The sequence below is a fragment of the Flectobacillus longus genome (assembly GCF_030056705.1).
In the GTDB taxonomy this organism is placed as follows: Bacteria; Bacteroidota; Bacteroidia; order Cytophagales; family Spirosomataceae; genus Flectobacillus; species Flectobacillus longus.
In genome coordinates this window covers 14,324-38,774 of record NZ_JASHIC010000014.1, presented here as the reverse complement: position 1 = coordinate 38,774, position 24,451 = coordinate 14,324, and the positions used below count along the sequence as shown (strand labels likewise).

The window sequence follows — 24,451 nt, the reverse complement described above, 5'->3', positions numbered from 1 at the left end:
TATTGTTAAAAAACGAAGAAAACTCTATTTTTAGTAAGCATAGCTAAAAATTCTAATTAGCTTCTAATAACTTAACTTATCAAAAAAAATGAGATTTTATTAATTTTGCTCTCTTAATAGTAAATCTAAATTCAAGTGTAAGAAATATTTTCTCTGGTAATAAATTTGAGTTTTTCCACTGAGTTTATCTTATATTTGAGCTCCATACAAACAATTATTATAATGCTGTGTCTTGAGTTGGATTGGCAATCAAATATCCAAGTATTAATGCTAAATTATGAGTTGTGAATATAAATTTTTAATTATCAATATTTTATATTAAAAAAAAGCTACATATAATTTTGCACTAGACAGAGGCTTTTCAAATAGCCTAAAGCCAAGCAGGATTTTTATCAATTAGTTCGCTTATCCAAGTACTCATGCCATGTTATCTGTAAAAGCTAGAAGTATTGTTACTTTTGATTTTACATATCGCCTAAAGGGAGCAAAATAAACATAATCTTGCTCATTTTTTAAACTCTTTCTTTTAATTAATCTTATGTTTTCCTTCTTCAAATCCAAACAAAGTAAACAAAATCGAATTATCGAATTTCTATCAAATCAGGTGGTTGTTGATATCCATTCTCATCTTTTGCCTGGCATTGATGATGGCTCTCCCGATACTGAAACTAGTTTATTATTGATAGAAGAACTTCAAAATATCGGTTTCAAAAAACTTATTACAACGCCACATATTCGTATGGAGGTGTATCCCAATACACCAACTATTATTCGTGAAAAATTGGCTATTGTAAAAGAGGCAGCTTTTCAGAAAGGTCTAAAAATTGAATTAGAAGCGTCTTCAGAATATTATATTGATGATAATTTTACGGAATTGCTTCAAAATGAAGATATTATTCCATTTCCTCAACCACGATATATTCTGGCAGAGTATCCCATGATAGCGCCTTTGATGAACTTTGAACAAAGAGTTTTTGAGATGACAAAAAGAGGCTACACCCCTATCATTGCTCATCCAGAACGATATAGATATTGGCATAAGTCACCTGAAGCTTTTGCAAGATTAAAAGACTTGGGCTGCCTTTTGCAATTGAATATACTTGCTGTCGAAGGATATTATGGTCCCGACATCAAAGACTGTGCAAAGTATCTGTTAAAAAACAACTTATATGATTTTGTAGGAACAGACCTCCATCATGAACGTCATTTAGGAAGATTAAAAAAACTTGCTGAGATGAGCAAAGAAATGCAGCTATTAGAGAAATATGATTTTAAGAACAAAGACTTCTTTTCTAATTCTTAAGTTAGTAGGCAAAATTAAAATACATTTTACCCGCTTTAAGCTCTAGGCTTTATGCGGTAGGCTAAAAGTTAAATAGTATTTCTCATGAAGTAATAGAAACTTTTTTGCCTAATGCCTACGGCTTACAGACTAAAGCATATTAATGCAATTTTATTTTGCATTAATACTTAAGTAGTAAGAAAGATTAAACCAATAGTATATCTAAGGTTTCATTTGATTATAACATTTTGATTACAAACACTTTAAAATAACAGATATACTATTAACCAATAACGTCATCCTACTTAATAGAATTAGCGATTTACTTTTTTAGCTCTACCTGATTAACACTTTAATATTTTATGACAAAAAATTGCTACCCATATTTACTTGATCCTTGTCCACCTGAATTTAAAGACCGCCCTCGCTATGATGTTACAATTCCTTTTGACAATATCATTTACATTCAGGCTAGTGTCAATTATTCAATAATCAAGCAGATAGAACGTCCTGCCGAAATTTTTTCAATTACTCTCAAAAACCTTTTACCACGGCTAGTAGCCAAATCTAACAAGTTTATAAGAGTTCACAAAGCTTTTATTATTAATATCAAGTATGTGTCATCCTACAACAAAACTTCTATTGTTTTATCCGATGGCACCATTGTTCCTATAGCCAAACGACGATGGAAAGAGGTATTGCAGCAACTCCATTAATATTCATTACCTCCGTGGTGGGTGTCCCACTCGACAACTTGCGTCAGCAAAAGAAAGAATATATACCAAAGGTACTGACAGTGAGAGGCTAAACGGAAATGGTCAGTGAGACACTGAACATGGATACGAGTCAGCTACATCCGTGGCGAGTGTCCCACTCGACAACTTGCGTCAGCAAAAGAAAGAATATACCAAAGGTACTGATAGAAAGAGGCTAAACGGAAATGTTCAGTGAGACACTGAACATGGATACTGAACACGAAACTAACAACAAATAGCTCTATGAGTAGTCAAAACACCTATCAACACGGAATTCGTAATTCTTATATGTTCTTAAACGAGGTCTATTTCTGGACTGCAACGATTGTAGATTGGAAAAGATTGCTCAAACAAAATGATTATAAGAAAATTATCATTGATTGCCTTAGATTTCTTGTTGAAAAGGAAAAAGTGATTATTTACGGTTTTGTGATTATGCCTAATCATGTTCATATTCTTTGGGAATTAAAAAATCTAAACGGAAAAGAAAAACCTCACTCTAGCTTTTTGAAATATACTGCTCATCAGTTTTTGAAAGATTTAGAAACTAATCATCCAAAAGTTTTAGAAGTTTTTGAAGTTAACCAAAAAGAAAGAAAACATCAATTTTGGCAAAGAGACCCTCTTGCTATTGAAATGTACAATCGTACTATTTTTCAGCAAAAACTCGAGTACATACATTCAAACCCTCTACAAGAAAAATGGAGTTTGGCTAATAAACCTGAAGATTATTATTGGTCTTCAGCACTATATTATGAAACTGGAATTGATCATTTCGGTTTATTAACCCATTATCATGATAGATTTTGACAACTTCCTGATATTATCTCCGTGGCGAGTGTCCCACTCGACAACTCGCGTCAGCAAAAGAAAGAATACACACCAAAGACACTGACAAGAAGAAGCCAAACGGAAATGGTCAGTGAGACACTGACCATGGATACGAATCAGCTACATCCGTGGCGAGTGTCTCACTCGACAACTCGCGTCAGCAAAAGAAAGAATATATACCAAAGACACTGACAAGAAGAAACCAAACGGAAATAGTCAGTGAGACACTGAACATGGATACTGAACACGAAACTAACAACAAATAGCTCTACATCCGTGGCGAGTGTCCCACTCGACAACTCGCGTCAGCAAAAGAAAGAATATATACCAAAGGCACTGACAAGAAGAAGCCAAACGGAAATGGTCAGTGAGACACTGAACATGGATACGAGTCAGCTACATCCATGGCGAGTGTACCACTCGACAACTCGCGTCAGCAAAAGAAATAATATATACCAAAGGTACTGACAGTGAGAGGCTAAACGGAAATGGTCAGTGAGACACTGAACATGGATACTGATAGCGATCTCCGTGGCGAGTGTCCCACTCGACAACTCGCGTCAGCAAAAGAAAGAATATATACCAAAGACACTGACAGGAAGAAGCCAAACGAAAATGGTCAGTGAGACACTGACCATGGATACGAGTCAGCTACATCCGTGGCGAGTGTCCCACTCGACAACTCGCGTCAGCAAAAGAAAGAATATATACCAAAGGCACTGACAAGAAGAAGCCAAACGGAAATGGTCAGTGAGACACTGAACATGGATACGAGTCAGCTACATCCGTGGCGAGTGTCCCACTCGACAACTCGCGTCAGCAAAAGAAAGAATATATACCAAAGACACTGACAGGAAGAAGCCAAACGGAAATGGTCAGTGAGACACTGACCATGGATACGAATATATACTAATGGTACTGACAGAAAGAGGCTAAACGGAAATGGTCAGTGTGAGACACTGACCATGGAAACAATCTTATCAAAGACATTTATTATATAAAACAGCTATCTTTCTCGCCTGCATCGGCTACAAAGTCTTTTACTTTTTGTTCTTGATCTTTTGGACAAATCATCAAAACGTTGTCGTATTCGGCTACAATAAAGTTTTCCAGACCTTTAATTACAACTAATTTACCTTGTGGAGTTTTGATAATGCTATCTTTTACATCATAAAGCATCGTATTTCCATCTATAACATTGCCCAATTCATCTTTTTCGGATACTTCGTATAACGATTTCCATGTACCCAAATCAGACCAACCAATATCACCTAATACCACATATACATTATCTGATTTTTCCATGATAGCATAGTCGATTGAAATACTTTCACAACTTTGGTAAGCATTATGGACAAACTGCTCTTCGTGTGTAGTAAAATAAGCATCGTTACCAGCCTCAAAAATTTCGTGTAAACGTGGAGCATGTTTTTGAAATGCCTGGCAAATACTTTTGGCCGTCCAGATAAAAATCCCTGCATTCCATACATATTCACCACTAGCCAAAAATTCTTGTGCTACGGTAAGATTAGGCTTTTCTCTAAAAGATTTTACTTTTTTGACCTCCCCTTCATTTTGTACATATTGAATATATCCATATCCTGTATCTGGACGTGTTGGACTAATACCCAATGTCACCAACACATCTTCATTTGAAGAAGCTTCCAATGCAGTCAAAATTTTTGCCTCAAAGGCTTTTTCTTTGAGAATAATATGATCAGCAGGAGCTACAACAATATTTGCATCAGGATTTGTTTTAGCAATTTTATATGAAGCATACGCTACACAAGGAGCTGTATTACGACGGATAGGCTCTGCCAATACTTGCTCTTTACTCAGAAATGGTAACTGTTCCAATACCAAATCTACATAATCTTCACTTGTTACTACATAGATATTCTCTCGAGGACATACATCCTCAAAACGGTCAGCCGTTTGTTGCAACAATGTCCTGCCTGTACCAAGTACATCATGAAACTGTTTTGGATTAGAAATACGACTGAAAGGCCAGAATCTCGTCCCTACTCCACCAGCCATGATGATTACGTAATTGTTGTTGTTCATACTTCAAAAATTTCAATATCTAAGATTAAGAGCATCGTTGAATTACTAATAGGCGTTAGGCTCACCTTTAATCATATTATACGCAGTCATAAAAATGATTTTGATATCCAACCAAAAACTCCAGTTTTCAATATACCAAATATCAAAATGCACTCTTTTGCGCATCAAACTAAAATCTGTTGTTTCGCCACGGTAACCATTGGCTTGTGCTAAACCTGTAATACCAGGCTTTACCCAGTGACGTACAAGATAGTTATCAATTTTTTCCATAGTTTCTAGATTATGTTTGACAGCATGTGGTCTTGGACCAACTACTGACATATCACCCATAATCACATTTAAAAACTGTGGTAATTCATCAAAGTTTGACTTTCTTAAGAATCTCCCTATTTTAGTAATACGTGGATCATCTTGCCCTGCTTGCATAAATTTCCCTGTTTTATCCATATCTGGTGCATCTACACGCATAGAACGAAACTTAAAACATTTAATGGGCTTACTACCTCTCCCCCAACGTTCTTGTATAAAAAAAACAGGTCCTTTTGAGTTTAATTTAATTAGAATAGCTATTATTGGAAATAACCAAGAAAATATCAAGACACACACTAATAAACTAAAAACAATATCAAACCCACGCTTTAAAACTCGCCAATGCAAATAATCCAAAGGTTCATGACGAACAGTAACGATTGGAAACTTTCCAAACATTTCTACACTAAACCTGCTTGAGTTAAAACGAAAATAGTCTGGAATAATACGAGTACGAACAGCCAACTTTTCATTAGTTTTAATGATAGTGTCTAATTGCTCTTGATCAAACTTTTCTAAAGTAATAATTACCTCGTCTGCATCGGTATCATGTAAAACTCGCTCTAATTCCTCAGGTGTACCTTTGTACATCCCATTCAAATGGGCAGGCTTAAAAGTATCCACAAAACCCACTACTTTATACCCATATTGAGAAGAGTTATTAATCATTTCATAAAAAGACATTCCAGTATCACTTGCACCTACTATGACTACTTTGCGTACATTTTTACCATTGACTCTACGGAGCTGCGCTATTTTTTTAGCTAAGTATTTTTTGATAGTTAATATTATAGTACAAATAATTACAAAAAACAAAACTACTTTACGTGCATGCATTCGATCATCCAACATAAAGAAGGCTGTTACCAATACCATCATTTGAACCATAATGTTTGGTAGTATCAACAAGAACTCATCAATAAACTTTACTGTTCGAAAATCCTCATAAAGATTAGTTGCTTTACTCGAAAAATACCATGCTACCATCAAAAATATAACAATCCCCCAGTCTAATTTACTAGGCTCCCGACCACTAATAGTTGCTGCCATTATAAATGACACAACAACAAAAAGTATGTCTGAAAATAACCGATAGTGCCCTAAACTTTTCATAATTTCACTAATTTACCTATGGAACTTAATGGTAATAATAATCACTTTATTTATTTACAAAAACTCTTGTCTTCTATTTTATAGCTTATGTCCGCTTTATCAATAAGCTTACTATTTTCTTTATAAGGCCAAGTAACCCCTCCATCGGTACTGGCTCTAAAATCATAGCGTACATTTTTTAACACCCTGTAAGTACTTGCACTTGTTGATGTTCTGGTAAGTGTTACCAAATCTTTCCAAGTATTGGCACCTACAGCACTAATTTGTATTCTAAATACGGCTGGTAAAGCTGCCAAATCAACCGTTTTTCCTGCAGGACAAACAACATTAAAGGATGCAGAAATAGCTGGTGGAGACGAAAACTTACTTAGATCAATGTTTAGCGTTTTATCTTCACACAACCCAACCGTTGTTGACGTCCCTAAAATTTGGTTTCTATCCCCTCCTGTATAATTGTTCAATGCAGTCACCTTTAGTTGCACTTGTTGAACTTCCATTGGGACATAGCTTACTGTAAATCTAGCGCCGTCATTGATATTGAGATAATACTCTCGAAATACTTTCTGAGTTTGAGCATCTATTAATTGACAATAATAAACCAAATCTACATTTTTTAATTGACTTTTAAATACAAATGTTGGTCCTTTACTACAGATAGTTCTAGGCCATCCTGCTATCCAATACCCCAAGGTATTTACTTCAAATCGAACAAATAATGCTCCAGTTATGGTGTTTTTCTCTACTTTATAGGTTTGGAACAATTTCCATTGTCCAGTATCTATATCATAAGATATAATTGGAATGATATCTCCAACAGCCAAAGCTTTTCCTGTTTGTGGGTTTTGAGTAATATTACTCAAATCCATACTATAGTACAATGATTTTGATAAGGTTTTAGCCGTTTGTCCCAATTCATTTGCCATTTCCAAATACACAAAGCCTGCTATATTTGGTAAATCAAAAGGGTCTCCTAAAACTTTACCCTGAGCATCAACTGGATTTACAGCAACTCCTCCTCCGGGCAAATACCCCCTAGCGCGAGCATCGAAATAATGGGCAACCAAACTCCATGTTCCTGTTACAATATTTTGCCATGCATCTTTTACTATCGTTTCTGCAGCAAGGGTTATTTGGTTACTTGTAGATCTGCCTACAATTAGGGAACTAAACGTTTGGTTTGCTTTAAAATTCAAACCTTCCCATTCAGTTGCTGAAACACCCGTTGGTGCTGTACTTTCGCTGAATAATGGAATACTCAAACTTTTATTGGCTTGACTAGTATATACCAGACTTCTCACTACTTTGGTATAACCTGGGGCTTCTACAATGACAGAGAACTTAATAGGATTTTCTGTACTAGGAATCACCTCTGGATTTACTGCCACTATCATGACTCCCTCTGCACTTAATTTAAACTTTTTGGTATTGAGATTAGTCACTACCAAACTCGAATCTACCCCTCCAAATCGTACTCTTAAGCCTGTAGGTAGTGCTCCGTTTGTATTATATACTCGAATATCTAACTTAGCTTTATCAATCGGCTCTTTAAATCTAAGTGCAAATCCTTCGAGAGGATTATCGCAAGCCCAAATAAGCATAAAGCCTAAGAGTATGATAAAATAAATTTTACGTATCATAGTTTTAGTTTTTGGCATAAAGCGCTTAAAATTTCCAACCCAGTCCCATTGCCAAATAAGGATAATAAGAATAGTTACGTAAATTATGTTCTATTTTAGGAATTTCTTCATCAAGTGTCGTGGTTTCTAAAAAACCCTCATAAGTAATATCCAGACGAGGACTTCCCATATAATAGCTTCCCAAATCTACACTCAACCAAAGCTTATTTTTGTAGAGATTAGCCAAATATCCTACACCAATATAAGGCATTAGTGTATTCCAGCGCACTCCGCCTTGAATAATTCCAAAATCATTGGCTTCTATGACAATTCCTCCTAAAGACAGTCCTGTTTCAGTACTTGCTTCAAAACGATACCTTTGTTCAAGATTATAAGCTAGCCCAGCCGTCAAATGCCAAAATTTTCGTTTAAAAGGGAAATAGTCGACTAATAACTGTGTTACCTTTTTTTCTAAATTTGGCCTTAAATCAATGCTTTTTCCTTTGTCCATTCCAAACTGCTGTGCTTTATTAAAGCCAACGTGAGTATAAGTTCCTCTGATTCGCCAAGAATTCCAAGGGCTTGTATTGAACTGATAGCTTAATTCTGCTCCAATTCCTGTAGTAGAAGCATGTCCTCCCACTCGTAAGCCATTTAACGAATTTTGTGCAACTACAGGCAAAGCAAAAAGGACTAAATAAATCACCACCAATTTTGTAAACATGAATCTCTATAGGTTTTTCGTTTAAGGTTTACACATCCATACATTAAAGCAACCCAACAACGTAAATCTTAGAAAGAGAATTTTCTTTATAACTTAATCGAGGAGCACCTCTAAGGTAGAGTAATTACCTGCTTTTAAGTTAGAGAACGGAAATATATTCAGTAGCAAGGCGAATTGATGTCTTTGTTACTATTCAAAAGACAAATCAAACTTAGCCTTTTTCTATGAAAAATACAATTACAGTCTTTTCATTTTAGCTTATTTATGGCTAAAATTTATTGAACGGTAATTTTATTATTTTGATAAAAACAATCTTTATATTCGAAATTAAGCCTAAAAATCATAATAGGGTCTATTAGCATGCTAATAGACCCTATTATAACTAACAAAAAAATCTTAAAATACTACTATTTTATCTTTTACTATATACTGGTTTTCGACAATAAAATTACCCTACTTTTATGATACTGTAAAAATTACAACAATTCTATAGCTTTGATACATTGTTTAAGGCTTTCTCGCCAATATGGTATTGTAATAGCTAGATTTGCTTTAATTTTTGCTTTATCCATCACCGAAAATGCAGGACGACGCGCCTTAGTTGGATATTCTGTAGTTTTGAGAGGTTTTACGTGCGTGGACAAGCCCGCTAATTCAAAAATAGCTACAGCAAAATCGTACCAAGATGTAACCCCTTCGTTACTGTAATGATATAGGCCATAAGCTGTACTTTTTGTTTCGATAATATGTAAAATCACAGATGCTAAATCAACCGCATAAGTTGGAGAACCTACTTGATCTACAATAACACCTAATTCTGTTCGCTCTTTTCCTAAGCGAATCATCGTCTTAACAAAATTATTGGCAAACTCAGAATACAACCAACTGGTACGAAGTGTAAAATACTTTTGTGTTAATGTCGTAATATCTTGTTCTCCTTCTAGTTTTGTCAATCCATAAATTCCAACAGGATTAGCTTCGTCAGTTTCTGTTAGTAATTGAGGCACATTACCTTCAAACACAAAATCTGTAGAAATATGAATAAGAGTAGCGTCAAACTCGGCACAAAATTTGGCTAGGTTAGCTGCTCCCTCCTTGTTGACCTTACGAGCCAAATCTACTTCATCTTCTGCTTTATCTACAGCTGTATAAGCAGCACAATTGATTACATAAGCAGGCTGGAACTCTTGAAACAAACTTTTTAGCAAATCGGTATCTAAGATATTTCCTTGCTTTTCATCTAAATAAATGAAGCCTTGGATAGACTTTTGTTCTGCAATTTTTTGTATACATTGTCCTAATTGGCCAACGCCTCCAAATACTAGTATATTCATCAATTTTGTTTATTGTTTTTACAAATATACATTATTGTTATTCCTACAATGATGTTTTATACTAAAAAAGAGAAACTACAAAATAGTTTCTCTTTTTTATATTATTTTGAAAACAACTTAACATCAGCCTGCATCATATCTTTCACTAATGCAGGTAAGTCATATTTAGGCTCCCAACCCAATTTAGTTTTGGATTTAGTTGGATCACCAATCAATAACTCTACTTCTGTTGGACGGAAATAACGAGGATCTACCTCAACTACTACTTTGCCTATCTCAACTTGATAAAGTGGGTTAGTACAAGCTACTACTATACCTTTCTCTTCAACGCCTTCTCCTGAAAATGCAACCTCAATGCCTACTTCAGCAAATGCCATTTTCACAAAATCACGCACGCGAGTTGTAATACCTGTGGCAATGACAAAATCCTCAGGTGTTTCTTGTTGCAAAATCAACCACATTGCCTCAACATAATCTTTGGCATGCCCCCAGTCACGTTGAGCATCCAGATTTCCCAAATATAACTTTTGTTGTTGACCTAAAGCAATTTGGGCAACCGCACGAGTGATTTTACGAGTCACAAAAGTTTCACCACGTAGAGGAGACTCATGGTTAAATAAAATACCGTTAACTGCAAACATATTGTAAGCCTCACGATAATTTACCGTAATCCAAAAACCATACATTTTGGCTACTGCATACGGTGATCGAGGATAGAATGGAGTAGTTTCTGACTGTGGCACTTCCTGAACTAAACCATATAATTCAGAAGTAGAGGCTTGATAAATTTTTGTTTTCTCTATTAGCCCTAAGAGTCTTACCGCTTCTAATATACGTAAAGTACCGATACCATCTACTTGAGCAGTATATTCAGGCTCATCAAAAGAGACTTTTACATGAGACATAGCGCCCAAGTTATAAATCTCATCTGGTTGAACTTCCTGAATAATACGAATGATATTGGTAGAGTCTGAAAGATCTCCGTAATGCATAATAAAGTTTACACCTTCTTCATGTAAATCTTCATAAAGGTGATCTATACGTGCAGTATTAATTAAAGAGCTACGACGTTTGATACCATGTACTTGGTAACCTTTAGCTAATAAAAATTCTGCTAGGTAGGCACCATCCTGACCTGTAATACCAGTAATAAGGGCTTTTTTCATATTATATTAAAATTAATTCTCTATACAATAAACCATGTATTAAGAATAGCAAGAAATGAAGAATTATAATCTTAAGGAGCTATGATTTACAAGGAAATCATTATAAGCTAACGCAATACCTTCTTTTAAATCAATCGTATGTCTCCAGCCTGCGTTATGGAGTTTTGATACATCCATTAACTTACGTGGAGTTCCGTCAGGTTTAGTAGTATCCCATACGATATCACCCTCAAACCCTACAATTTCCCTGACTGTTTCCGCCAGTTCTTTAATAGTAACATCAACACCTGTTCCTACATTTACTAATTCAGATTCACTATAATTCTCCATCAAATACAAACACGCTGCAGCTAAGTCGTCTGCATGCAAAAACTCCCGCATCGGAGAACCTGTTCCCCAAAGTATAACATTCGGTAAACATTGATTTTTTGCCTCATGGAACTTACGAATCATGGCAGGTAATACATGTGACTTCTCAAGGTCATAATTATCATTAGGCCCATACAAATTAGTAGGCATGACAGAGATAAAATCACATCCATATTGAGCTCTATATGCCTCACACATTTTAATACCAGCGATTTTGGCGATGGCATAAGGCTCATTCGTATGCTCTAACGTTCCAGTTAATAGATACTCTTCCTTCAAAGGTTGAGGAGCTAATTTAGGATAGATACAAGACGATCCCAAAAACATCAACTTCTTCACTCCACTTAGATACGCATTATGGATAATATTATTTTGAATAGCCAAATTTTCATAAATAAAATCAGCTCGATAAGTATTGTTTGCGACAATTCCACCAACCTTTGCCGCAGCTAAAAATACATAGTCAGGCTTTTCTGCCTCAAAAAAGTCTCTAACTGCTAACTGATTTCTCAAATCAAGATCTTTTGAAGTTCTGGTTAGAATATTCATAAAACCAGACTTTTCCAAATTTCTCATAATTGCAGAGCCCACCATACCACGATGTCCCGCTATATATATTTTACTTTCCTGATTCATTATCTATTATTAATAGCTTTATTAATTACATCTTGTATTTCAACCTTAAATCTAGCAACTGAAAATCTTTCTGCATTCTTCCTAATTGTATAGGGATCAAATACTAACTTTTCAAACTCCACGACAGCATCACATATGGACACAACACTTTGCTCATGAAATAAATATCCTGTTTCTTTATGCTGAACAGTTTCTGCTGTACCGCCTTGTCCAAGACAAATGACAGGAGTTCCACAAGCCTGAGCTTCAACTGGAGCTATTCCAAAATCTTCAAGCGCAGCAAAAACAAAGCCTTTTGCTTTACTAATAACTTCAGCAACTTCATCACTAGGTAAGAAACCTGTAAATTCAATATTGGAAGAAGCCATTAGTCTCAATTCAGTATTCAATTCACCATCTCCAATAACAATTAATCGTTTACCAAGATGATTGAAAGCTTTAATTATTAAATCAAATCTTTTCTTGATAGCGAATCGACCTACAGTTACATAGTAATCCTCTTTGATTGCATTGAATTGAAATCCTTCAATATCTACAGGTGGGTAAACTAAATAGGATTCTCTATTATATCTTTTCTTAAGCCAATTTTGAACAAATCTAGAGTTCGCTATCATAAAATCTGGATTTTGAGCTAGCTGATAATCTTTTTTTTCAATCAACTTAAGAGCTGGTCTTAATAAAAATGCTAATTTTTTAAAAAATAGCTTACGTTCGTAATCCTCCCATACATACATTAAATTCCTTTGTTGAATATAACATATATGTATTTGGGAATCTGAAGTTTTATTAATTCCTTTAGTTGCTGTGTGTGAAGAACTAACTATAATCTCAGATTTAGAATCGACTTTTATCTGTTCCAGAAAGAATGGAAATAAAGGAAAAATAAATCTAAATCGTTTACCAAAAATTCGAAGAGAAGTTTGTTTTATTGTAACATTTGGAGTACCAAACAACCTGTTTTTTTCAGATTGACTCATAATATCAATCAAGCACCAAATTTCTTCAAACTTAAGCTCTTCGTATAACACAGCTATTACTTTTTCAGCTCCACCATACAAATCTAGCCAATCTACTACTAATGTTTTTCTCATATGTAATTTCTAAAAAACGCTTATCAAAATCATTAATTCTTGTAAATTAGCTATTTACTGTTTCTATAATTTTAAGCAATTGTAGTGTACTTTCTTTCCAAGAAAAACGTTTTATATTCACATTTCCAGATTCTATTAGACGCTCTCTTTGTTCGATATTTAATATTTTTAGCATCGAACTTGCGATATCTTCGATACTGTGTGGATTACAATAAAGTGCACTATTGAGAAAAATTTCTGGCAATGAAGTTTCCTTTGAAACAATGACTGGGCAGCCACAAGCTTGTGCTTCTAACGGAGGTATTCCAAAACCTTCATAAAAAGATGGAAAAACAAAAGCTAATGCCCCAGAATAATATTCAATAATCTTTTGATCTGAAACCCTTCCGATAAATCGAATATCTTTTCTGTTAATAAATTCCGAAATATCTAATTGAGCAAAGCTATTCGTCGAAAGGTCTCCAATTATTAATAGCTCTAAATTATCAACTGTTTCTTTAACCAAATTAAAGGCCTTAAATAGAGATATTAAATTTTTACGTTCGCTCAATGATGATAAAGCCAAAAAATATGGTTTTTCATTAATGATTCCTGTATAACTATGGCATTGAAACTCCTCGTTTACAGCATTATAAAGAACACTAATTCTTTTTAAATCGGTAGAATAATATTTGTTAATTTCCTTCTTAGAAAATTCACTTACTGTAAATACATGTTTCGCCTTAGAAAGGAGTTTTGGAACCATAAACTTGTACCAAAGTAGAAATTTTTTTGAGTAGGCGTTAGGGTATACTAGGTAAGCTACATCATGAATTGTAACAATATTGTTATTATATAAAAGCGGAGCAGTGTTTGTTAAATTTAACAATATTGGATTGTTTAAAGAATCTAGAAATATTGGTAATTCAAACTGCTCCCAAATTTGTCCTTTAAACCTACCTATAATCTTAATTGCTAATAATTCAGCAACCTCAGGGTGTATTATATCGAAAGGTGCAACAAAAAGCACATTAGGATATATGGATTTCAACTGTTTGCAAATTTCAATTGCAAACCGTTGAACTCCGGTGATTTTTTGAGATAAAAACCTACAATTTACTACGATCATTACTTTCTGAGAAATAGATTGATACCTAATTTTTTAAACTTATTTTTAATAAAAGTTTTTGTAAACTGTAGTATAAAATAATAATTTGCAATTAATGGATGAAGTTTTCCAGTTTTTATGCACGCTTTCCGATGTTCCAAAAATATTTTAGGTTCGTAACTTGCTCCACCTTCAGTCATTAACACGCTAACAGAATTAAAATACAGACCATTTAAACTTTGACCCGGTCTCAATAAAAGCTCATAATCACCACAAACCTTATAAGATGTATCGAATAGTCCATACTTTTCAAATATTTTTTTTGAATGTAATGCCCCTGGATGAGCAAGCATATTGATTTTTTGAAATTTACTCCACTTCCATGCCCAACCTATAGTACGTAGATAATTTCCTTGCGCATCTATTAATTCCAATTTTGAAGATATTAATAAGGAATTTTGAGTATTATGCGAATTAATAAAATTTACATAATCAACTAAACAATTTGAAGTCAAATAATCATCTGAACCTAAAAACAAAATCCAATCCCCAGTAGCCTTCTTCACGCCTTTATTCCAAGCATCATAAATCCCTTTATCTGGCTCGCTTAACCAATAGGTTATTTTGTCTTCGTATTTTTCTATTATACTTAAGGTATTGTCTTTTGACCCTCCATCTATAATTACATATTCAAAGTTTGAATACCCTTGATTTATAACACTTAAAATTGATTTTTCTAGTGTTCTCCCTGAATTAAAGGTTGCTGTTATTATTGAAATTTTGGGATTCTTATCCATAAAATTAATTTTAAGTTTATATATGTGAATTATAGACTTTTTTTTCTTTCAATATTGATAAAACCTGGAAAAATGCTACAATTACAAAGAAGAAGTACATCAAAAAATTCGGAAAATAGAACCCGATTAAGCTTTCTGTACTTCCTACTATACTACAGAATAAAACAATACCTCCAACAATAAATGCAACTTCTCTAAGTACTGGAAAATATTTTCTAACTTTTGAGGTAATTTCAAAATTCAATTTTATAAAGATAATAAGTCCAATATAGCCCATATCAAACAAAATTGAAAAAACTGAATTATGTGTTGTAATTAAATTATTGTTAGTCCAAGATGTAAAAATACTTGCCCACTGCTTAGAGGCATTTGAACCATAATGACCAAATTCTCCATATCCTATAAGATGATAAATATCGAAAGCAGCAAATACCTTCAGTGAAATTGCCCAGATGGTAAACCTAATGAATTCAGAATCATCTTCTCTTTGTACATCAGCAATATTTCCAGTTAGGAGTGGGAATATTGAAACAAGCATTATTGGAAATATAAAATAAATATATGGAACCGTAGAATATAAATTACAAATAAAGGGTGAGCTAATTTTCTTAAAAATGAATGTCAAACATATTATAATTAGAGGAACAAATATTGATACCCTAGAGTCAATTGGTACAAGAGTGCATAATAAGACGGTACAACAAAATATTTTTACTAATGAAAAAGGGTTAAATATTGTTATCAAAACTTGCAATAAAAATACTAGCCCAACTAATGCGGCAAAAGTATTATATCCAGTCACTAAAGGAAATTTTACTCGAAGCATCTCTATCCCAAATTTTGATAGTAATAAGGCAGGTCCAGCTTCTTGATAACTTGTAACTTCTGAATCATCAATTTTTATTTGTAAGAAATACAAAGCTAAATTGATTAAGCAGAATAAAATAAAAGGATAAATTGCTACTTTCTGTAACAACATTTGAACTTCTTCATATCTACCATACATAATGTAACGAGAACATATTGCAATCACATACAAAAAAACAAGAAATGTCGTAAGTAACTTGTAACCAATATTTACTATATCGGTATTGGGGTTGGTTGTACGTAATAACGATATAATGAAGAGTACCATTAAATACACAATTGTTCTATTTCCTTTGTATTTAATAAAACTTACTATTTTCGTTGATTCACCCAAAACTCTGTAAATCAAACATGTATTCATTATAACCTTTAAGATTATCAATTTCCCCAAAGATGAGCTATGGAGTAATATTAGGAAAACAGTAAGTGCATCGAAAACCATATATTTTATTATTTTTGTCTTTACTTGAGTACTTCGAGGATGATTAAATCTAGTTCTTACCAGATTTATCAAATGATTGGAGCGATGCTTTCTCCAAGATTATAAATAAGTTCGTGATTTCTTACACCAATTTTTTTTGCAGGGACGCCACCTACGATTGTAAATGGCTCAACATCAGATGAAACTACAGCACCAGCAGCGACAACAGCCCCTTTCCCTATTTTAACTCCTGGAAGTATTATTGCCCTAGAGCATATCCACACATAGTCTTCTATAATAACAGGTGCACCAACTTCTCTAAAGTCTAAACTTTGAACGTCATGGTGAAGTGTCCAAATTATTGCCTGAGAACTAATATTTACATTTTCATGAATAGTTAAACCTTTTCTCGCATCTAGAATACAGTCATGACCAATTATTGAACTATTACCAATTATAAGTTTGTTTGGGCTTCTTACTTCAAAGCCTCTATACAGACCTACATTATTACCTATCTTAGCTCCTAATATTCGTAATAATGTAATTCGTAAAGTATGAAAAGGTAATTTAGAAATAAACCTTACTATTATATATAAGAAAACAAATTTCATATGAAAAGTAGTTAGTCTTTTAGAAATTCTTTCAAACTCTTTCTTTCGAAAATCTCAAGTAATCCACCATCTGTTGAATTAAATATTTTTCTTCCTGCATTCATGTATGTTTCTCTAGCTACCTGATAATGATACTCCGAGCTTAATAAATCTGGAAGTTGCCAATTATCTTTTGTGGAAAAATAATTTGGATCAAAATGGTTATTATCGTGAGACTCAAGTTTAATTGTTTTATTTGGAGTTCCTTTAGTTGCAAAACTATGATCACATCCAACTAATGTAACTTCATGAAAACCAAAATGAAAAGCAAGTTGCAGAGCTACATAAGTTACTGTAGAACCTTGACAGATAGAAGATGAAATATCTCCTGCAAATCTTCCATGTAAGGTGGAGCTATGTAGTAAATGTAATTGAGAATTTTTATTAAAATCCTTATATTTAATTCCCGCTTGTTTAAATGCAGCAAAATCTAAAAAAAGGGGTATGGAGGTAGTACTAAAAAAATCCTTGTTTTGTTCTAATACGAAAGGATTTACACAAGCTATGTAATCTGGTCTAAAGGTAGTTCTTTCAAACAGTAAGTTAATTTTATTAAGTCCGATTGTTATAACATTAGAATCTTTTAAAATTTCAAAATCTACATTATTTAATGAAGGACCGTTACAAAGTATTACACATTTTTTTCCTTTATGTATATCTTTTAATTTTTTGATTTTTTGAAAGTTTCCAAAATATTGATTTATCAACAAATCAAATTTTAGTTTACCTAAAATAAGTCTCAATCCCTCTTTGTAATGATTGATTGTTGAAACTGTTAAATATTTTTCATACAATTGTTCCATACTATCACGAAATTTGGTTAATAAGTAATATTAAAAGTACTAAAAGAGAAGGCAAAAATCCTGAATATTCATATTTTATAAATTGCGTATTCATTAATTGATATGACTTAAATGGCGCATACCAAGAATAGCAAGCCAAATAACCTATAATCATACCTACTGGGAATGCATTTATCCCTAATGTAGGATAAAGTAGAAAAGAAGATAATAGTAATATCGTACCGCTTATTCCATTTAAATAATGCCAAATAATATGATTTGAAGTACTATAAATTTGAAGATGCATTGCTCCAAATCTTTCAATTAAAAAAGCTATTCCAAGTAATAACCAAGTATCTAATGAAATAAACTTTGATTTTGTCCCTAAAAACAGAAATATATCATTGCTAAAGAAATAGAAAAAAACGATTGAAAAAGTAAATAAAAGATAAACTAATCTAGTACTTTTCTGTGTTTCCTCACGTAACTTTATAATGTTTGAATCTTTATATAGCATGCTATAAATAGGAATTCTACTGTAAAATGGTGCTTGAGTAAAAGTTCTGATATTCTGCAAAAGATTTAAACTAATCAAATATGAACTTAAAATTCTAGGGTCAACAACTTGTTGTAGGATAAACGCAGAAGCCTGAATTATTCCCTGTGAAAATAGAATACCAACACCACTCTTAATTGCACTAGATAATACCTGATGTTTATCCACACCATCATAGTTTACATTCTCTATTCCAATTACTTTAGATTTTAAAGAAAAAACGATATTATTTGTTAAAAAATAATTCCTTAGGACTGCTACAATCAACCAAAATTGATTTAGCAATATTATGTAGCCTATGTCACACTTAATAAAGAGTAATACAAGTGAAATTATTATTGTATTGGTTATATTAAATATCGCATCCCATCTTCGAACTAATGCTACTCGGTTAGCACCCTGTAAAAGGTTTAAATAAACATTTCCCCATAATTGCAAAACAAAAGATAAACAAAATACCCACCACGTAATCCAAGACAAAATTGGATTATGTGTGTGATTTACTGTATCCTTAATAAGGAAACTACCAACTGTAGATAAAATTATGAAAGCTATCAAACATAGTATTTTATAAACACTTGTCATTAATTGATAGATATTTAATTGATAACTAATATCTAATACATTCCCAATGTTATTAAAAATATTAAGCCTGTAAGCAATCATTCTTACAAAAGTTGCTCCGAACCCTCCATCAAATAATGTCAAAAATGTGAGCCACAATGAAACGAAATACCAAAAGTTAACATCATGGGTATCATATTTTTTTAATATTAGAGGGGTTATCAATACTATTATTAAAGATTTTGATCCAAAACTCGCCCAAGTCATTAATGTGGGGGAGTTTAATATTCTACTTGATAATTTCAAAGTGTTTAATTTCATTGTTGATACTAGAAAAATAAACTATAAGTTTATTAGTATTTCTTCTATTTTTTCTCGCACTCAGAGTCGCTTTGACAATTAAGTTCTCTGTACTATCAATTTGCCAAGTACAATCATTTTTAAAGTTTGAAAAAATTACTTCGAGCAAATCATCCTCTATAAAGTATCGACTGTTTGATTCTTTCCCTTTTCCCACAAATACATCCCAAGGAGCTACAGCATTAAAATGATACTTTTTACACAAATTGAAGAAATTAATATAATCCAAAAAGTTATCTGAAGCTAATGTAAAGGTTTGCTCTTTTTTCAATGAATCACATGTACTCCTCTTTTGCAAAAAAAATGAATCCGTTAAATCTTTATTCCGAATTTCTGCAATTCCTCCATCAAACAATGAGTAAATTTCAGTCCATCTTCCTAAATAATTATTTGTGAATAGCTTAATATCTGGCCATTGACTCTTAATTTCATCTCTCCAATTTGATATAAATTTAACTACAGACTCATGTTGAAACTTCTTAAATTGCATTTTTAATTCAGCTAGAAGGTAAACCGAATCAACTTTATTCATATCTTTCAAATATGCTTTGTAATTAAAGTTTAAATAAGGAAGATTAACTCCGCTAGTACTTAAAAAATTAGTAAAACCATCCATGCAATATTCACAAAAACACCCCCCCCATTCTACAGCTTGATCATTCATTCTTGCATCATCTACAACCAATCCATAAGCTCCTAATGAAATCAATACTTGAGCTCGCTTTTTAAAAACCTCTTGAAAAACAGGCGAATTTACACATCCCCAATATGGATTATTCATTTTCCATTTTGACATCCAAGGTGCTTTCAACTTATTCCCATTAATATCCTGAACACGTCCTTTTATTGTGAATTGACCTGAATCTGGGACTTGGGGGTTCATAGCTAAACTAAACCTTGCATATTTTGAAAGTTCTTTCAATCCACTTTCAGAATCTGAATAAAGCCAATCAACTTTCTTGACTCCTAGCTTTTTTACTAGATTTATGGTGTTTAGAGTATCTTTCGAATTAATTGGATGCAAGAAACGTGATGATAACACCAATTCTTCGGAGTTTTGCCCTATAACGGAAAAGCATAACATGCAGAAATATATTAAATTTAAATACTTCATATTTCTTGCTATTTACAAATCCTTTAAAACAGAACTAATCCCTCCATCAAGTGTCAAATTTGCACCATGAATAAATCCTGAATTTTCAGAAGATAAAAACAATACTAATTTGGCTACATCTTGAGGATATCCTATACGTTGTACTGGATGTATTTTCCTTAATTCATCTAATGCTGCCTCGTTACCATTAAAGCCAGCTAAAAGCATCTCGGTCTGGATGGCTGCTGGACTAATGGCATTTACACGTACACGTCCTTCCAAGTCTACAGCTAAGGCTTTTGTTAGTCCAATCAGTGCACTTTTGGAAGTAGCATAACTAATAAAACGAGGTTTGGTCAATTGTTGGTGAATACTACCTATATTAACTATAGCACCTTGTACCGATTCTAAACGTTTTAAAAACATCTGACTCAAGAGTAAAGGTCCTGTTAAATTAACATTGAGTGTTTCTTGCCATTCGTCCAACTTCAAATCATCAAGTTTATCCAATAACTGCACTGCTGCGTTATTGACCAAAACATCAAGTCGAGGTAACTCACTATCTAAATAAGCTTTGTACTGCTCTCTGTATTCAGAATTAGTACAGAACTTATGAAGATCAAAAACTAGTAGTTTATCGAGAAAATCTACTTCTGCATGGCGAATATCTAATCCATATACGTAGTAATCATTTTCCTTAAACATCTTTGCGATAGCACTTCCTATACCACCTAATACTCCTGTAATAAGGATACACTTCTTCTGCATAGAAATTCTGTTTTAGTTTACCCCCAAAAATTCGAATAAATAACTAATAGCTTGATGTGTCGCCCTTCTTACGCCTTCAATGGTGTTTGAACCGTTGTGTGTACCAAAAATACACTTATCAAAATTGCGTAATTCTGAACTAATTGGTAAAGGTTCTATTTCAAAAACATCAAGAGCTGCCGCTTCAACTTTTCCAGATTTTAGAGCCTCAAGCAAATCTGCTTCATTGATAATACCTCCACGTGAGACATTTACGATATACACACCATCCTTCATTTTTGCAATGCTAGATGAATTGATAATGTTACGTGTCGAAGGAGTTAATGCACAAGTTGCGACTACAAAATCTGCTTCCTCCAACTTTTCTGGAAACTCACAAAAAGTATAGTTCTGTAAATCAGATTCATCTTTTTTAGCAAAAGGATCATAAACATTTATATTCATGTCCATTCCTTTTAAGAAACGAGCTGTAGCTTTACCAATATCACCGAAGCCAATAAGACCTACGGTCAATCCGCTGATAGATCTTCCTGCTGGCTTTACCCAATTTCCTTTTCTAACCTCTCTATCTATAAAATAAGTTTGACGAGCCAAACCTAGAATAAAAGCAGCTGCAACCGTAGCCACTTCAGCACCAAACATATTAGGTGTATTAATAATTGGGATACCTAGCTTTTTGCAAGCTGCAAAATCCACATTATCAACTCCTACACCCCATTTTACGGCGGCCTTTAGTTTTCCTGCTTTACCAGCCGTAAATACACGTTCAGTAGCAGGATCATCTCCAATAATCCAACCATCTACCTCTGGAAGAATTTGTTCTAGCTCTTCCTCTGAAAGTGTCTGTACAATATTTGGAATAACTAATTCTATATTTTTTTCTTCGAAAATCGGACGAAATTCGTCGATTTTTTTAAGCATTGGAGGACAGCTAACTAATACTTTCATGATTTCTATTTACCTGGATATAATTCTTTAAACAAAAATTCTGCTACTTTAAAATTTAATTCAACATCTATGTCCTGTGCTTCAATTTCAGGAATTTCATACATAAATGGTCTATCTCCGATACGATTGAACTTCTTAATTAGAGTTTCCTTTGTAAAGAGGTACATGCAAGAATTTTCCATGTATGTTGGAGGTAAATCTTGTGTTCTAAGCAGTATAGAAGGATTATGATTAATTGCTCTTGCTAATTGATCCCAAAGTCTTACCTGTAGTCTTGTCACGGTAAACATACTATCATAGATAGGATATGAAGCCATAAACTCTTTGATACCTTTTGAAATTGTGTCAGGCGAAAGAAGAGGATTTGTACTATGAGTTTGTAAATAAAATTCAGACTCCACTGTATTACATGTATTTAATAACACATTGTTCATTGGAATAGCACCATCTCTTAAATGTTCAGGGCGTTCTAAAAGCATAACTTGAGGATATAACTCATTGACCTGCTCCATAATAGTAGGACTATCTGTGTCTATTACTACACGATCTATTTCCTCACAAGCGAGCAAGCTATCAATTACACGATGAAAAAGAGGCTTACCTGCAAAGTCTCTATAATTTTTTCCTTTAACACGCTCGCTCGAATGGCGCATTGGAACAATAGCAACAACTTTGTATTTCATAAAATAATTTTTATATCGTTAAAATGGCTCTAACTGGTACTCCTTCAATGCCCTCTACTTTCAGAGGTAAACATATTAGCTGATAAATTCCTTCTTCCACATGCAATAAATCCAAACCTTCTAAAATTATCACAGCGTTTTTTAATAAAATCTGATGCGTATCCACAGGATCAAAAAACTTTTGTATCGAACAATAATCTATTCCTACTAGCTGAATTTGATGATCAACAACCCACTGAGCAGCACAAGCACTTAAGGCTACATAACTTATGTCAAATTCTTTTTTTGTCCAAAGCTGATTTGTCGAATTTGCTGTTTTAAATAATAATCTTTTTATTCCTTTATGAATTGATAATTGGTCTAAAAGTTCGGCAGTTATTACTGACCATGAATCTTCAATTTTAATTATCTGAGCTTCTCCACAGAGGGTCTGTAATGGGATATCATTTGTTGTTTTGCCATCAGCCACAAAATGAAGTGGAGCATCTATGTGAGTTCCTGAATGAACATCCAAATCTAGTCGGGATACGTTAGCCTCACTCCCATCTTCTATCTTTTGAAGAGATGAAATATGTAATCCATATCCACCTGGCCATGTTGGTAAGTTATTAGAAAGTGGTACTGAAATATCAATAATATTCATTCGTTAATATTCTATTTTTGCAGCTTTAATTTCTACAGGATTATGTTTTCTTAAAAAATTGGTAGGATAATAAAACCTTGTTCTCAAAGAGTTATCAATATTACCCGAATGATTGTACCCTTTAAGTGTTCCATAAAATTGTAAGATGCGGAATACAGGAATATCAATTAAATTTTTTAATAAAACCCCGTCCTTTAAAGCAAAATAATAATCACTGACAATGTTGGTTAACGATAAATATATAAAATCAAAAAAATTAAATTTAGCATAAGGAACAATTCGTTTAAAAGCAATTGCCTCACGATAATACCTATTATAAACCTTTTTAGGAGTTTCCTCATGAATATGGACAATGACAGCTTCTGCTTCATAGGCAATTCTGTATCCTTTTTTCAGAATCTTTGAAGCCCAATCCAAATCCTCCAGTCCGGTTAAGGTCTCATCATACGGTTGTTCCTCCCACAACGATTTTCTTACTGCTGTATTAGCATTGTTACAAAAAGGGTGATGTTGATTATGATTGGAAAAAGCAGGGAACCATTTCGCCAACAATCGATGCTCAGAGTATTTGCTTTTTTCATAGCCTATCTGGCGCCCATATACGCATGCTACTTTAGCATCTTCAAATGGCTTCAACATCATGTCTATCCAGTGAGTATATACTGGATAGACATGAGCACTAGCAAATAATAAGATGTCTCCTTTTGCGGTTTCGCAGCCTTTATTAAGAGCATACCCAAAAGAAAAATCCTCTGGTAATATTGAAACAACTTTAGCACCAAGACTTTGAGCAATAGATACAGTATTATCTGTAGAACCAGAATCAACCAGAATAACCTCAATTTCGTGCTGTGATATCTGAGCTAGAATACCATTAATCAGCTTTCCTATATGTTTATCCTCATTAAAGGCTCTTATTATAACACTACAGATCATCCAATA

Annotated in this window: 23 protein-coding genes; 3 read left to right on the top strand and 20 right to left on the bottom strand. The window is 33.4% G+C overall.

Annotated elements, in window-relative coordinates; translation table 11 throughout:
* The first annotated feature begins 538 nt into the window (after positions 1-538).
* The 3 genes from QM491_RS11605 (at position 539) to QM491_RS11595 (ending at position 2,847) form a co-directional block, all read left to right on the top strand.
* Positions 539-1,303: a tyrosine-protein phosphatase gene (locus QM491_RS11605; protein WP_283327660.1), complete on the top strand. Its 765-nt coding sequence runs from the start codon at positions 539-541 to the stop codon at positions 1,301-1,303.
* Positions 1,304-1,644: 341 nt separating this feature from the next.
* The gene (locus QM491_RS11600) at positions 1,645-1,998 is read left to right on the top strand and encodes a LytR/AlgR family response regulator transcription factor (RefSeq protein ID WP_283327659.1); all 354 of its coding nucleotides are present in this window, start codon (positions 1,645-1,647) and stop codon (positions 1,996-1,998) included.
* A gap of 282 nt (positions 1,999-2,280) precedes the next feature.
* Positions 2,281-2,847, top strand: a complete 567-nt coding sequence (locus QM491_RS11595) for a transposase (RefSeq protein ID WP_283327658.1) — start codon at positions 2,281-2,283, stop codon at positions 2,845-2,847.
* A 1,014-nt stretch (positions 2,848-3,861) separates the two neighbouring features.
* Here QM491_RS11595 and QM491_RS11590 read toward each other — a convergent pair.
* The 20 genes from QM491_RS11590 to QM491_RS11495 all read right to left on the bottom strand — a co-directional run bounded on the left by QM491_RS11590 (position 3,862) and on the right by QM491_RS11495 (position 24,445).
* Positions 3,862-4,932, bottom strand: a complete 1,071-nt coding sequence (locus tag QM491_RS11590; protein ID WP_283327657.1) for a mannose-1-phosphate guanylyltransferase — start codon at positions 4,930-4,932, stop codon at positions 3,862-3,864.
* A gap of 45 nt (positions 4,933-4,977) precedes the next feature.
* Entirely contained in the window at positions 4,978-6,354 is a 1,377-nt protein-coding gene (locus QM491_RS11585) for an undecaprenyl-phosphate glucose phosphotransferase (RefSeq protein ID WP_283327656.1), read from the bottom strand.
* A gap of 50 nt (positions 6,355-6,404) precedes the next feature.
* Entirely contained in the window at positions 6,405-7,991 is a 1,587-nt protein-coding gene (locus QM491_RS11580; RefSeq protein ID WP_283327655.1) for a hypothetical protein, read from the bottom strand.
* A gap of 25 nt (positions 7,992-8,016) precedes the next feature.
* Positions 8,017-8,694: a hypothetical protein gene (locus QM491_RS11575; RefSeq protein ID WP_283327654.1), complete on the bottom strand. Its 678-nt coding sequence runs from the start codon at positions 8,692-8,694 to the stop codon at positions 8,017-8,019.
* Between the two features lie 476 nt (positions 8,695-9,170).
* Positions 9,171-10,028 carry a dTDP-4-dehydrorhamnose reductase gene (rfbD, locus tag QM491_RS11570; protein WP_283327653.1) on the bottom strand — a complete coding sequence of 286 codons (858 nt, stop codon included), beginning with the start codon at positions 10,026-10,028 and terminating at the stop codon, positions 9,171-9,173.
* Positions 10,029-10,129: 101 nt separating this feature from the next.
* Complete coding sequence (gene gmd / locus QM491_RS11565) at positions 10,130-11,194, bottom strand: GDP-mannose 4,6-dehydratase (RefSeq protein ID WP_283327652.1); 1,065 nt, start codon at positions 11,192-11,194, stop codon at positions 10,130-10,132.
* A gap of 63 nt (positions 11,195-11,257) precedes the next feature.
* A complete protein-coding gene (gene fcl, locus QM491_RS11560) occupies positions 11,258-12,199 on the bottom strand; it encodes a GDP-L-fucose synthase (protein WP_283327651.1) in 942 nt (313 codons plus the stop codon).
* The gene (locus tag QM491_RS11555; protein WP_283327650.1) at positions 12,199-13,290 is read right to left on the bottom strand and encodes a glycosyltransferase; all 1,092 of its coding nucleotides are present in this window, start codon (positions 13,288-13,290) and stop codon (positions 12,199-12,201) included. Before QM491_RS11555 ends, fcl begins: the two co-directional genes overlap by 1 nt.
* Positions 13,291-13,336: 46 nt before the next feature.
* The gene (locus tag QM491_RS11550) at positions 13,337-14,320 is read right to left on the bottom strand and encodes a glycosyltransferase family 4 protein (RefSeq protein ID WP_283327649.1); all 984 of its coding nucleotides are present in this window, start codon (positions 14,318-14,320) and stop codon (positions 13,337-13,339) included.
* Between the two features lie 77 nt (positions 14,321-14,397).
* A complete protein-coding gene (locus QM491_RS11545; protein ID WP_283327648.1) occupies positions 14,398-15,174 on the bottom strand; it encodes a glycosyltransferase family 2 protein in 777 nt (258 codons plus the stop codon).
* Between the two features lie 16 nt (positions 15,175-15,190).
* Positions 15,191-16,180, bottom strand: a complete 990-nt coding sequence (locus QM491_RS11540) for an O-antigen ligase family protein (RefSeq protein WP_283327647.1) — start codon at positions 16,178-16,180, stop codon at positions 15,191-15,193.
* 371 nt (positions 16,181-16,551) lie between these two features.
* On the bottom strand, positions 16,552-17,073 hold the full coding sequence (locus QM491_RS11535; protein ID WP_283327646.1) for an acyltransferase: 522 nt from the start codon (positions 17,071-17,073) through the stop codon (positions 16,552-16,554).
* 11 nt (positions 17,074-17,084) lie between these two features.
* Complete coding sequence (locus QM491_RS11530; protein WP_283327645.1) at positions 17,085-17,915, bottom strand: 6-hydroxymethylpterin diphosphokinase MptE-like protein; 831 nt, start codon at positions 17,913-17,915, stop codon at positions 17,085-17,087.
* Between the two features lie 4 nt (positions 17,916-17,919).
* Positions 17,920-19,335, bottom strand: coding sequence for a lipopolysaccharide biosynthesis protein (locus tag QM491_RS11525; RefSeq protein ID WP_283327644.1), 1,416 nt, complete (start codon positions 19,333-19,335; stop codon positions 17,920-17,922).
* Entirely contained in the window at positions 19,304-20,488 is a 1,185-nt protein-coding gene (locus QM491_RS11520) for a hypothetical protein (protein ID WP_283327643.1), read from the bottom strand. The genes QM491_RS11525 and QM491_RS11520 overlap by 32 nt, the downstream gene beginning before the upstream one ends.
* Positions 20,489-20,500: 12 nt before the next feature.
* Positions 20,501-21,235: an SDR family NAD(P)-dependent oxidoreductase gene (locus tag QM491_RS11515; protein ID WP_283327642.1), complete on the bottom strand. Its 735-nt coding sequence runs from the start codon at positions 21,233-21,235 to the stop codon at positions 20,501-20,503.
* Between the two features lie 12 nt (positions 21,236-21,247).
* Complete coding sequence (locus QM491_RS11510; protein WP_283327641.1) at positions 21,248-22,183, bottom strand: phosphoglycerate dehydrogenase; 936 nt, start codon at positions 22,181-22,183, stop codon at positions 21,248-21,250.
* A 5-nt stretch (positions 22,184-22,188) separates the two neighbouring features.
* Positions 22,189-22,866, bottom strand: coding sequence for an acylneuraminate cytidylyltransferase family protein (locus QM491_RS11505; RefSeq protein ID WP_283327640.1), 678 nt, complete (start codon positions 22,864-22,866; stop codon positions 22,189-22,191).
* A 10-nt stretch (positions 22,867-22,876) separates the two neighbouring features.
* Positions 22,877-23,509: a cyclase family protein gene (locus tag QM491_RS11500; protein ID WP_283327639.1), complete on the bottom strand. Its 633-nt coding sequence runs from the start codon at positions 23,507-23,509 to the stop codon at positions 22,877-22,879.
* Positions 23,510-23,512: 3 nt separating this feature from the next.
* Entirely contained in the window at positions 23,513-24,445 is a 933-nt protein-coding gene (locus tag QM491_RS11495; protein ID WP_283327638.1) for a glycosyltransferase family 2 protein, read from the bottom strand.
* Positions 24,446-24,451 lie beyond the last annotated feature (6 nt).

Coding starts and splice junctions, on each gene's coding strand:
- QM491_RS11605 (WP_283327660.1), top strand. CDS start 539: ATGTTTTCCTTCTTCAAATCCAAACAAAGTAAACAAAATCGAATTATC.
- QM491_RS11600 (WP_283327659.1), top strand. CDS start 1,645: ATGACAAAAAATTGCTACCCATATTTACTTGATCCTTGTCCACCTGAA.
- QM491_RS11595 (WP_283327658.1), top strand. CDS start 2,281: ATGAGTAGTCAAAACACCTATCAACACGGAATTCGTAATTCTTATATG.
- QM491_RS11590 (WP_283327657.1), bottom strand. CDS start 4,932: ATGAACAACAACAATTACGTAATCATCATGGCTGGTGGAGTAGGGACG.
- QM491_RS11585 (WP_283327656.1), bottom strand. CDS start 6,354: ATGAAAAGTTTAGGGCACTATCGGTTATTTTCAGACATACTTTTTGTT.
- QM491_RS11580 (WP_283327655.1), bottom strand. CDS start 7,991: ATGATACGTAAAATTTATTTTATCATACTCTTAGGCTTTATGCTTATT.
- QM491_RS11575 (WP_283327654.1), bottom strand. CDS start 8,694: ATGTTTACAAAATTGGTGGTGATTTATTTAGTCCTTTTTGCTTTGCCT.
- rfbD (WP_283327653.1), bottom strand. CDS start 10,028: ATGAATATACTAGTATTTGGAGGCGTTGGCCAATTAGGACAATGTATA.
- gmd (WP_283327652.1), bottom strand. CDS start 11,194: ATGAAAAAAGCCCTTATTACTGGTATTACAGGTCAGGATGGTGCCTAC.
- fcl (WP_283327651.1), bottom strand. CDS start 12,199: ATGAATCAGGAAAGTAAAATATATATAGCGGGACATCGTGGTATGGTG.
- QM491_RS11555 (WP_283327650.1), bottom strand. CDS start 13,290: ATGAGAAAAACATTAGTAGTAGATTGGCTAGATTTGTATGGTGGAGCT.
- QM491_RS11545 (WP_283327648.1), bottom strand. CDS start 15,174: ATGGATAAGAATCCCAAAATTTCAATAATAACAGCAACCTTTAATTCA.
- QM491_RS11540 (WP_283327647.1), bottom strand. CDS start 16,180: ATGTATGGTAGATATGAAGAAGTTCAAATGTTGTTACAGAAAGTAGCA.
- QM491_RS11535 (WP_283327646.1), bottom strand. CDS start 17,073: ATGAAATTTGTTTTCTTATATATAATAGTAAGGTTTATTTCTAAATTA.
- QM491_RS11530 (WP_283327645.1), bottom strand. CDS start 17,915: ATGGAACAATTGTATGAAAAATATTTAACAGTTTCAACAATCAATCAT.
- QM491_RS11525 (WP_283327644.1), bottom strand. CDS start 19,335: ATGAAATTAAACACTTTGAAATTATCAAGTAGAATATTAAACTCCCCC.
- QM491_RS11520 (WP_283327643.1), bottom strand. CDS start 20,488: ATGAAGTATTTAAATTTAATATATTTCTGCATGTTATGCTTTTCCGTT.
- QM491_RS11515 (WP_283327642.1), bottom strand. CDS start 21,235: ATGCAGAAGAAGTGTATCCTTATTACAGGAGTATTAGGTGGTATAGGA.
- QM491_RS11510 (WP_283327641.1), bottom strand. CDS start 22,183: ATGAAAGTATTAGTTAGCTGTCCTCCAATGCTTAAAAAAATCGACGAA.
- QM491_RS11505 (WP_283327640.1), bottom strand. CDS start 22,866: ATGAAATACAAAGTTGTTGCTATTGTTCCAATGCGCCATTCGAGCGAG.
- QM491_RS11500 (WP_283327639.1), bottom strand. CDS start 23,509: ATGAATATTATTGATATTTCAGTACCACTTTCTAATAACTTACCAACA.
- QM491_RS11495 (WP_283327638.1), bottom strand. CDS start 24,445: ATGATCTGTAGTGTTATAATAAGAGCCTTTAATGAGGATAAACATATA.